Here is a 9,731-nt window from a genome sequence, read left to right as displayed (position 1 = left end):
TCTTCGTTACTTGGTATGGTTCGATAGGGGGTCATAAATCGACTAAATCCTTATCTCAGCAGCACCGTTTCCATTAATTAAACTTGCTAAGAAGTTAAAAGAAATCCATAGCCTATCAAATGATGGGCGCATCGATGGTTTCCATTAATTAAACTTGCTAAGAAGTTAAAAGATTTTAAGGTCCCTGGCCGAGGAAACTGGGTTCACCCGTTTCCATTAATTAAACTTGCTAAGAAGTTAAAAGGGTGTCGGTGGGTGGATCGTTGGAATTGTATTCGGCGTTTCCATTAATTAAACTTGCTAAGAAGTTAAAAGCAGGGCATACAAACGAAACCTTTATAGCTCTGGTTAAAATAGTTTCCATTAATTAAACTTTCTAAGAAGTTAAAAGAAGTTAAAAGAAAGATTCCTTTACCAAGAAAAAATGTTACAAAGCAACGTTTCCATTAATTAAACTTGCTAAGAAGTTAAAAGGGTCAAAATCGTAGCTGGGATCGTTCGCGAACTCGGCGGTTTCCATTAATTAAACTTGCTAAGAAGTTAAAAGGCAGCCAGGATATTGCAAGCACCTGGCACGGCTTCTTTCGTTTCCATTAATTAAACTTGCTAAGAAGTTAAAAGTCACAAAAAAATTAAGTCCAAAAAATTGGACAGGAGTGTTTCCATTAATTAAACTTGCTAAGAAGTTAAAAGCAGACAGAACCAGGCTAAGGCAGCCGGCTTAGGCTGGACTCAAGAGTTTCCATTAATTAAACTTGCTAAGAAGTTAAAAGAAGCCACCAACAACACCAGAACCAGAGAAGTAATTCTCTCGCGTTTCCATTAATTAAACTTGCTAAGAAGTTAAAAGTATGTTGCAGGACAACGCGTTACTGTGATTACATACAGTTTCCATTAATTAAACTTGCTAAGAAGTTAAAAGGATCTTGCCGCCAAGATTGCCGAGATTGACAGTGAGCTCGAGGCTCAGAAAGTTTCCATTAATTAAACTTGCTAAGAAGTTAAAAGACTAGCTTTGCAAAACTAGGCTGTATAAGGATTGTACAACGATTTTTCGTGGGATATTGAAAAGCATAGACATTATTAATAATAATTCGCAATAGTTACCTCAGTCATAAGGCTCAAAGCCTTACTGGACAAGGCATCGACGCACCTCAACGAAAACTCTAGATTTTCAGCCATTGTGTCTAACCCGCGAAAAATGTTGATAACTGATAACTGATTAATCCGTGATTAGTGAAATTGTCACCTTGAGAGTATTATCGGATTGGCTTTCGACCTTTATCCTTTTAATTGATCCGGCAAAAGGCGATCGAACGACGGCGATCGAGGATAACCGATCGTCGATCGAGGAGATTCTCTCTTTAAGCTGAGTGAGCTTAAACTCTCGATCGAGATTTTGCTGGGATACGGTGATAGCAGATTGATTAGCCTCTTCATTCCGCCGCGCTATAGCGATCTGATATTCGTATTCCCTCTGATTTTGGCTTTCTTTGGCGGCTCTTAGCCTTGCCTGAGCGATTTCTAGCTCCGCTCTCGCAGATTCTACCGCTTCCTTTAGTGCGCTGATTGATTCCTTGCGCCCCTGCTCAACTTGCTTATATTCAGCTTCCCTAAACTTGTACTCTGCTTGGCGTTTCTCCCAGTTCGATCGCACTTCTTTAAGTTTCTCTGTTTCGTGTTCGAGCATCTCCAGCGGGATGCCCTTGACTTGGGCTATAGCCTCGATTTTTTTCTGCTGTAGCTCCACTTCCCGATAGGCTTGTTCGATCGCTGCTTTGGCAAAATCCACATTCGCCCGGGCTGTGATGAAAGGATCATTACTGAGGGCGCTCTGATAATTTCGCTGGGATTGGGAGAATTTTAGCTCTGCTTGCTGTATTGCCGCTTCTTCGATCACAAAGCTGGCCAGTGGGATTTCCCGGATGGGGGGGGAGATTCTTAATTGTGGCACTGGTGTTTGTTCGATCTTGGCGATCGATAGCAGTGTTTCTGCTCGCTCCCTGTTAAGCCTCGATCGCTCCCCATCGCGATCTGCGATCACCTGTCCCCTCGTGACTTTATCCCCTTCTCTCACCTTAAGATCGTTGGGATTGGCGATCGATAGATTGATTTTCAGGCGCTTGGGTGTGGCGCTTTTGCTAGGGGTTAAGTTTATTTCCGCTTCCACTGGTCTGTTTGTGGTTGAGGTCGGCTGTGCCAGTGCGATCGGTGCGGTTAGTAGTACAGCGAGAAGAATAGATCGGATCATGTCAGTGGAATGGGGCTGGTGTGATGATTCGTGCTGTTAGGGTTCCGTAGCCAAATTGTCCCGATAAAATCTCGATCGCTTTTTTGATCGGGCAGTAGGAGAGATCAATCAGGTTTCCAGATTTGGTTAGGGTCGGGTATTGGTCCGGCGGGTTGGTGTTGAAAATATCATCGGGTTCGTCGATCTCGATTTTGCCGCTTAGATAGATGCCGCTTGTTTCATCAGCGAAGGCTTGCAGTATGCCATTTACCTCATCATCATTAAAATTGATCACCTTTTCGCGGGTGGTGGCCGTCTTTCCTGTCTCTGCGGTGATCCGCGAGATGGTGATTTGATCCTCGGTTTTATAGATTCCTCGGTTATTTTGCACAATGAAATCTTTCCCCTCCTGGGCGATCAGAAAGAATCGGCTATCGATCGAGGCTCGATCGCTGACCTTATTGCCTTGGATATTTACCCAGATATGATGATCGGCTCCGTATCGATTGTACGCGGCTTCCACGCCCTCGCGAACCCCTAGCAATTGATTGAATGAGAGCATTAATCCTCCTGACGATTGCAGATTGATCGACCAGATTGATAGCAATATCGCTAGACCTAATACCCAATACTCGATCGTGCTGCCGGTCCGCAGTCGGAAGTTAGGGTTATTGCCGTAGATTGCCCGCACTGGTGAGGGGTAAAACAAGCCCACGCCTTCCTTAGTAAAGGTATCGGAAAAACAGGATAGTAAATGTCCCAAGGGTAAACATAGCCAAAGTTTCAGGGAGAAATAATAGGCGATCGGTAGAGAGATCAGCGCGATAATCCCCGTCGCCATTAGTGAGTGGGTGATAGTTCTATGTGAGTATCTTTGTTCTATAAAAGATGCGATTGGGTAACAAATTCTGCCCATCATTGATTTAGTAGTATCGAGATCGGGAAGTTGGGAGCCAAAGATCGATAATCCAAGACCTAGGGGTGTGATTTCGCCTAATAGTAGAGTAGTTCCCGCCACGGATAGGGCGGCGTGGGTGAGGGCCATCATATTATTTTTTTCCTAAAGGTTTTTTCCTGGCGGCTTGATTTAGGCCGATTCCGATATAGCGCAGGGATATTGCGATCAGCATTGCTATCCCTCCGAAAATATATAATGATCGATCGCCCAATCCCAAACCGACAAATCGGATAATCCCTAGGGCTGTAAAAATGGCATTGATAAAGGGCGCGACATTGACGTATTCGCTTCCTTTTCCTTCTGGGAAATGGCGGCCTAGTTTCGCCTCTTGTACTGCTTGCTTGGCCAGCATGGGATTAGAGCCGGCGATCGATTGTAGGCGGGCTATTTTGCTAGGGGTTAACGAGAAGTCGATCGCTATGGCTTCGCGGATCATGATTTCTCGGATTTGCGCCTCACTGAGGCGGCCTAGCTCAATTTTTGACATTTTTAGGAAGATGCCAGTTTTAATCTCTGCGATCGATAGCAGCACGAGGATTGCTCCCGTTTCTTGCACTATTTCTAGCCAATACAGTAGGGAGGCGGCCCATCGGTGGGCATTATCGCAGATCAAGAGATAGCGATCGTTAATATTGTTCGCTATCTCCTGTTTAAGTGCGTCCCCCTTGAGGGGTTTTCCTTTCTCGTCGGTCGCGTCGATTTCCCACTGGTCGGCGATCGATTTCAGGGTGGCCGCCGTGCTGCCGCTATAGTTTGCCATTGCTATTTGGTAATCGCCGCCGATAACCCCTAGCAAAGTCTCGGCCAGGGTGGTCTTGCCGCTTCCAGCTTCGCCCACCACCAGTATTGATTTTCCCGCCTCGATCGCCGTGATCATTTCCCTAAGCTCTTGATCATAGAGGCTTAGGCGGTTTTCATTTTCGCGATCAGGCTTAATGCGTACTTCTCGGGGTCGATCGACTTTGGGGCTACAGCTTCCTCCGTGGCCCGAACCTTCGATCGCAGGTCTTCTGGCAGTAGATCGGGATTATCTTTGTATTGAGCCGCTAGTATATTCTGAGCCATGAGCAACCCTGCCGCCTGCTCCTGAGCGACGCGGATCAGTTGATTGATTTGATTGCCTTCCTCTGCGGTGGTGTATTCGATCTTGGCGCTTGCGGACTCGATCGAGCCTGATTCTGATATTGCTAATTTTCCTGGTTTGGGGAAGTGGATCATCTGCTTTCCTTGTTTCATCCACTCATGGAGATCATCGAGGATCTGAATTTCTGCCGAAAATAGAAAGCTTATTCCTTCACTTTGCCGAATGCTTATCTCTAGGAACTCTAGGCGCTTATAGGTCACGCTCTTGCCAATTCCGTACCTTTGGTTTAACTTCCCTATCAATTCCCCTTTTGATTCCGAGAGTAATTCTTTCGTATTTTCCATGACTTTTATCCCTATAATTTTTAAAACTACCCAAATATTTATTTTTCGGGTGGGGGTGAAATTCCTTAATTTAGAAGGTTAAAGCGGCTCAGTCTGATTTTGCCTTATGGAAAAATATCAGAGGCTTTCCTCTTGATTTCGGAATTTTGGTGATTTTAGTTTAATTTTTTTCCTCTTTGCTTTCCAGAAAATCTTTATACTCTCTTAAGACTTTCCGTGCTTTCGGTGAATCGATCGCCTCTAGAATCTCGTTGATCGGCTTGCCTAGGCGATCGAGTTCTTGTATCTGCTCGATTTTTTCGGCGATCACATAGATCGATCGCTTCTTGCCTGCAAACTTTACTTGATAGGATATCTGCGGGTACTTTTTCCCATATTTCCCATGATTGGCGTAGGTGGTGATGAAAGTCCCCGATCCGCTTCCTCTTCGCCGTCGCGGGCGCTTGGGTATTGCTTCTAGATTCCCCTCGGGCTGGTTTTCGGCGAGGGCTATGGGAGTGAAGCGTTCGCATTCCTTAGCGGTTTCTTCTGTAAAGTATTTGGGGGTGGCCAAACAGGTCAGCAAGATGCTTGAAATCCTTTCGCAGAAAGAGCATGATAGGCATTTGCTAGGGCTTAACTGCACTTCTTCTTTTACTCCGTTAAGCCCTAGCAAAGTTTTGTCAGTTTCCCCCTGCTGTAATTTGCTAGGGCTTAACTGCACTTCTTCTTTTACTCCGTTAAGCCCTAGCAAAGTTTTGTCAGTTTCCCCCTGCTGTGGTTTGCTAGGGCTTAACTGCACTTCTTCTTTTACTCCGTTAAGCCCTAGCAAAGTTTTGTCAGTTTCCCCCTGCTGTGGTTTGCTAGGGGTTAACTCCATTTCAAACAGGGTTCTCGGTTCTGTTTTCTCTCTTAGGAGTATTCGTTGTCCCTTGCTTTGCTCCCATTTCTCTAACCAAGCAAGGGGATAGGGAAATTTAGTCGTCTCCTTGATGGGGATTTTTAAATGAATTTTTGTCCCATCTGGTTTTGTTGTTTCGATTGTGCGGCTTGCTGTGGCTTCTATATAGGTAAATTCCCACGTTAAGCCGCAAAAATTGAAAGAATGGGAATGATACCAGCTATTTTTATTCATTTATTCCCTCCTTTCCGCAATTTATTTGCGAAATCTGGGGCTATTTTCTCTAGGGATGCTCTTAATTCTTCTCTGGTGCAGCGTGTAAAGCTCTCTCCTGATTTAGCCCGTTGCCATGCAATCAATTCCCCTGGCCTCGATCGCATTCTGATCAAAGGCTCACCATGGCGATCTCGTGGCAGTAATTCTGGGGGAATATCCTCCGTGATTTCTCCCTTGGCGTATTGATACCATTCGAGAAATTCCTTTGATAGTTCCTTACTTGAATTCCCCTGTATTTGGGAGATTTGATAGAGAAATACTGCGTATTTACTCTTTATCGTTCCCGCAGTTTTTTTTATGTGATTTATCGCTCTTTCTGCTTGGCACTCCCCATATTTATCGATCGCTTCTTCGATTTTTTTATTGATTGGAATATCTAATTCGGTAAGGCGATCGATTATTTCTTGAGAGATTTTGCTAGGGGTTAATTTATCTTCCGAAAAAATATCATCACCAGCCTCATCCTTTGCGGTCTGGGAGGTCTTAATAGTCTTAATAGTCTTAAAGGTTTCCGAACCTTTGTCCTGTAAGGGTTCTAGCTCCCCTTGGCGATCCTGCTGTCGTTCTGGCGATCCTACTGTCGCCAAGGCGATCCTAGGATCGCCTTGGCGATCCTCCTGTCGCTTGGCGATCCTAGGATCGTCAAGCTCTTCTGTATTTTTTCGGTAGCTGAAGCTTTTGATTTCAAGTTCGATTAAGCCTAGTGATTCCAGTTTTTTAAGGGTTCGCTGAACCGTGCGCCTTGTTACGTCTAGGTTTTCGGCGATTACTGAGGTATCTAATTCTTGGAAACGATCGCCAAAGGGATTAGCGGCCATTAAGTAGAGATAGATTACGATCTCTGTTTCTGTCAGTTTCCCCGATAGGCTTGTTAGCTCGGTTATTGTGATTGGGTAGAATTTCTGCGTTATCATGGTTGTACAAATAAATTGGAATTTAGCCCTAGTCTTGTTTGCTGGGGTTATTTTGCTTTTTTGGTTTTTTTTAAGATGCTTTTGGCGGTGGATCTTTGTTTTGTGTCATAATGGTTGTATTGCTAATTTAATTAATCTGTCAAATTAATTATATCAGATAATCGTTGCTAGGGGTTAATCAATGGTCGTTTGTGCTGATAATGTTGGCGGTGAAATCGAGCTAGACCCTTTTATTCGGGCTTTTGTAAAAATTATTAAAGCTCGGGGAATCCAGGGCAAAGAAGTGGCCGAATGGACTGGCCGCACCCCGGGGAATATTTCTCGAATTCGCAATGGTGAGGATTCACCCCGGCTGCGGGATTTTATGCTGATTTTGATGGCGATCGAGAAGAGATGCCCTGGTTTTTTTGATGATTTCTGTCGGCAGCTTTCGGGCCAATCCCGCCGGATGACCATATCTCCTGAAGAGTTTGTTAATTCTTTGGATTCTTCTGAATTTGCAGCACTAATGATCGCTGCTGGCCGCCGTCTGGCAAAGGGGGCAGCTTCTTATGAGTGCTAATAATTGCAAGCCTGATATTAATTTTATTGAGGAGCAAATTAAAGCCCTTTCTCCGGAGGATCGAGCGGCTTTGCTGTCTCGGCTGGCTCCTACCGTGGTTTTTTGCGGCTCTTCGGTGGTGTCCTTTGGTTCCGCTGTGCAGATCAATAATTCCCAGGATTTAAATGCTTTTATTGATAAGATTCCCCCGGAAGCTTTGGGGGAATTCTTAAAAGCGATCGGGACTTATATAGTCAATCACAAGGCCTAAAGAATCTCTAATAATTCTTTTGCTAATTCTGCTGGTTTTGATAGCCCGCGCAGGGTTTTTCTCTTTCCTTTTAGCACCAATTCAATTCGATCGCGTTTCTCGGATAGCAGGCTATCGATCGCCTCATCGATTGCGCCTAATTGAATCCAGTAGGCGTTAACGGTGTTGTTTTGTCCGATCCGATAGCACCTATCCTCGGCTTGGTCTGCGTCTCCCGGTGTCCAGGGGCGATCGACTAAAATCACCTGATTCGCTGCGGTTAGGGTTAATCCCACTCCCCCGGCTTTAATCGTGCCGATAAATATCTTAGAAGTGCCACTCTGAAAGCGATCGACTATCGCCTGCCTCTCCTCCTGTTTTGTCTCCCCAGTGAGTAGTTCGCAGGGGGCGATTTGACTTAATGCTGTGTACAGTGCTTTCGCTGATTCTAGATACTCGGTGAAAATCACCACCGCTTGCCCTTGTTCCAAAAGCTCGGCTGTGTATTCGATCGCCGCTGGGACTTTGTAGAGGCTGCCTATCTTGCGGAGTGCATTGATTGTTACCAGTGCCTCGGCTCCTTCCTTTACTTCCCCCCGCTTCTCCCGCTCCCGGTACTCGGATATATGGCGATCGATTTCTTGGCGGTAGTTTTTGCCCGCCTCTCCCTCCAGTAGGATCGGAACTAGAGATCGCAGTTTGGGCGGCAGATCAAGACATTCCGCTTTTTTGCGTCGTAAAATGATGTCCTCGGTTTTTTTACTCAGTTCATCGAGGTGAGCCGCGCCGGTATTATCCCAGATGCTCTTATTTCCGATCGCTTTATGGTGAGCATTGCAGTAGTATTTCTGAAATTCCCAAGGATCGGCCGCAAGTGGGTGCTGGGTTATCTGCAATAGCGGGAAAAGGTTAATCGGTCGTCCATTTTTGATCGGAGTCCCTGTTAGTAGCCACGTTCCTAAGCAGTTCTCATGATCTGCTAATGCCTTTAATTCTTTAGTTCGCTTGCTATTTTCATTTTGGGCGTAGTGGGCCTCATCGGCGATCACTAGGTACTTCTGCGATTCCAGGGCTTTCGGCATTTTTGCCCAGGAGAAGACTTCGATCGTTGCTCCGGCTTTAGCCGCTTCCCGCAGCCAATTATCTTTTAAAGAAGCTGGGCAGATTACAAAGACTGGGCAGCCGTGAATTTTTGCCATTGCTCTGGCCGCTATTAATGCCGATAGGGTTTTTCCTAGGCCCATATCATCAGCGAGAATTCCCCCGCGATAGATGCCCCCCGTGCGGTGTGCTAGTAGCCACTTCACCGCTTCCTTTTGATGGCTGAAGAGGTGGCCAATCCCGGCTAGGGGGCGATCGAGTTCGGCGGCTGCCACTAGATTTAAGATATCGTTGGCGGCGGTTTCGGCCTCTTTCTCTCTTTCGGCCAGTTCTGCCGCTCTTTCTGCCTCGATCGATAGCCGGATTCCTTCGATCTCAGGATCGATCGAGTATTCGGGAGAGGGAAAGGCTTCGATCACTTCGATCACTTTTGCTAGGGGGTATCTCCAGCTTTTATCACTGCTATCAAATCGGTATCCTTCGATCGCCTTGGCTTTTTTTTGGAATCTTCCCGTGCTATCGTATGGAGCGTACACGGCAATTTTGTTTTCTAGTATCTCGATTCTGTAGGGGGATTCTTTTTCTTTACTCTCGAATTTATCGGGATATTGAAGCTCGATCGCCTCCCAATCTGGTAGGGTGTAGCCGGCTGGCTCTAGCTGGGATTTCTGATATTTCTGGATCATCTTTAGCCCGGCCTTGGCTTGATGCTTTAATAAGCTTCCCTTGTCGATCCTGCGGGCTAACCAGTGGCCGAACTCTGTATCTACTTTATTAAATCCTTGCCCGTCCTCTTTTCTCGTGCCGTCGCATTGTCCTGAGAGATAGAGGATCGCGCTCTCTAATCGGTTATCCTTCGATCGAGCTTTCGCCCGTTCGATCGCCTTCTCTAGATTTTGCCTTAGTGATAGTAGTTCCTCGATCGAGGCCGTTTCTAGGAATTCTTGAATCGTTTGGGCTTTTTCGGTCTTTTCGCCATTATCAAGCGATCGGGCGTAGCGCTCGATATCCCCTAGTGGGACTTAAACGCCAAATAAAGATCAAATCGAGTATAATCGTTAAAGAGTAAGCACTTTACGTTGAAAGAGCAGCGATGAAAGAGACAACCCCAGCCGCGATGCCCCCATGCTTTGACCGATGGTGTCGGCGGTTT

Annotated in this window: 9 protein-coding genes and 1 CRISPR repeat array; of the genes, 2 read left to right on the top strand and 7 right to left on the bottom strand. The window is 45.9% G+C overall.

Annotated features, from left to right (window positions below; translation table 11 throughout):
* Window positions 1-66: 66 nt before the first annotated feature.
* Window positions 67-1,008: a CRISPR direct-repeat array (repeat unit 35 nt; unit sequence GTTTCCATTAATTAAACTTGCTAAGAAGTTAAAAG).
* A gap of 214 nt (window positions 1,009-1,222) precedes the next feature.
* The 6 genes from O9295_RS01055 to O9295_RS01030 all read right to left on the bottom strand — a co-directional run bounded on the left by O9295_RS01055 (window position 1,223) and on the right by O9295_RS01030 (window position 6,686).
* Window positions 1,223-2,251 (bottom strand): HlyD family secretion protein, encoded by a 1,029-nt coding sequence (locus tag O9295_RS01055; RefSeq protein ID WP_288031046.1) that lies wholly within the window; start codon window positions 2,249-2,251, stop codon window positions 1,223-1,225.
* Between the two features lies 1 nt (window position 2,252).
* On the bottom strand, window positions 2,253-3,278 hold the full coding sequence (locus O9295_RS01050) for a metal-dependent hydrolase (RefSeq protein WP_288031044.1): 1,026 nt from the start codon (window positions 3,276-3,278) through the stop codon (window positions 2,253-2,255).
* Between the two features lies 1 nt (window position 3,279).
* Window positions 3,280-4,065, bottom strand: a complete 786-nt coding sequence (locus O9295_RS01045) for an ATP-binding protein (protein ID WP_288031042.1) — start codon at window positions 4,063-4,065, stop codon at window positions 3,280-3,282.
* A 26-nt stretch (window positions 4,066-4,091) separates the two neighbouring features.
* Window positions 4,092-4,616, bottom strand: a complete 525-nt coding sequence (locus O9295_RS01040; RefSeq protein ID WP_288031040.1) for a hypothetical protein — start codon at window positions 4,614-4,616, stop codon at window positions 4,092-4,094.
* Between the two features lie 160 nt (window positions 4,617-4,776).
* Window positions 4,777-5,730: a hypothetical protein gene (locus O9295_RS01035; RefSeq protein WP_288031039.1), complete on the bottom strand. Its 954-nt coding sequence runs from the start codon at window positions 5,728-5,730 to the stop codon at window positions 4,777-4,779.
* Complete coding sequence (locus O9295_RS01030) at window positions 5,727-6,686, bottom strand: helix-turn-helix domain-containing protein (RefSeq protein ID WP_288031036.1); 960 nt, start codon at window positions 6,684-6,686, stop codon at window positions 5,727-5,729. The genes O9295_RS01035 and O9295_RS01030 overlap by 4 nt, the downstream gene beginning before the upstream one ends.
* Window positions 6,687-6,867: 181 nt before the next feature.
* On the opposite strand from O9295_RS01030, the gene O9295_RS01025 reads away from it, so the two are divergent.
* Complete coding sequence (locus O9295_RS01025; RefSeq protein ID WP_287627504.1) at window positions 6,868-7,248, top strand: helix-turn-helix domain-containing protein; 381 nt, start codon at window positions 6,868-6,870, stop codon at window positions 7,246-7,248.
* Entirely contained in the window at window positions 7,238-7,498 is a 261-nt protein-coding gene (locus tag O9295_RS01020) for a hypothetical protein (protein ID WP_147071542.1), read from the top strand. The genes O9295_RS01025 and O9295_RS01020 overlap by 11 nt, the downstream gene beginning before the upstream one ends.
* Here the strand turns inward: O9295_RS01020 and O9295_RS01015 are convergent.
* The gene (locus O9295_RS01015) at window positions 7,495-9,264 is read right to left on the bottom strand and encodes a DEAD/DEAH box helicase (protein WP_288031032.1); all 1,770 of its coding nucleotides are present in this window, start codon (window positions 9,262-9,264) and stop codon (window positions 7,495-7,497) included. The genes O9295_RS01020 and O9295_RS01015 overlap by 4 nt on opposite strands.
* Between the last annotated feature and the right edge of the window lie 467 nt (window positions 9,265-9,731).

This window comes from Microcystis sp. LE18-22.4A (assembly GCF_027531105.1).
In the GTDB taxonomy this organism is placed as follows: Bacteria; Cyanobacteriota; Cyanobacteriia; order Cyanobacteriales; family Microcystaceae; genus Microcystis; species Microcystis aeruginosa.
The sequence above is the reverse complement of the archived record's forward strand: the minus strand, read 5'-3'. Positions and strand labels throughout refer to the sequence as shown.

Excerpts from the sequence above, each read along its gene's own strand:
- O9295_RS01030 (WP_288031036.1), bottom strand. The coding sequence starts at position 6,686 with ATGATAACGCAGAAATTCTACCCAATCACAATAACCGAGCTAACAAGC.
- O9295_RS01040 (WP_288031040.1), bottom strand. The coding sequence starts at position 4,616 with ATGGAAAATACGAAAGAATTACTCTCGGAATCAAAAGGGGAATTGATA.
- O9295_RS01025 (WP_287627504.1), top strand. The coding sequence starts at position 6,868 with ATGGTCGTTTGTGCTGATAATGTTGGCGGTGAAATCGAGCTAGACCCT.
- O9295_RS01035 (WP_288031039.1), bottom strand. The coding sequence starts at position 5,730 with ATGAATAAAAATAGCTGGTATCATTCCCATTCTTTCAATTTTTGCGGC.
- O9295_RS01045 (WP_288031042.1), bottom strand. The coding sequence starts at position 4,065 with ATGATCACGGCGATCGAGGCGGGAAAATCAATACTGGTGGTGGGCGAA.
- O9295_RS01055 (WP_288031046.1), bottom strand. The coding sequence starts at position 2,251 with ATGATCCGATCTATTCTTCTCGCTGTACTACTAACCGCACCGATCGCA.
- O9295_RS01050 (WP_288031044.1), bottom strand. The coding sequence starts at position 3,278 with ATGATGGCCCTCACCCACGCCGCCCTATCCGTGGCGGGAACTACTCTA.
- O9295_RS01020 (WP_147071542.1), top strand. The coding sequence starts at position 7,238 with ATGAGTGCTAATAATTGCAAGCCTGATATTAATTTTATTGAGGAGCAA.
- O9295_RS01015 (WP_288031032.1), bottom strand. The coding sequence starts at position 9,264 with ATGATCCAGAAATATCAGAAATCCCAGCTAGAGCCAGCCGGCTACACC.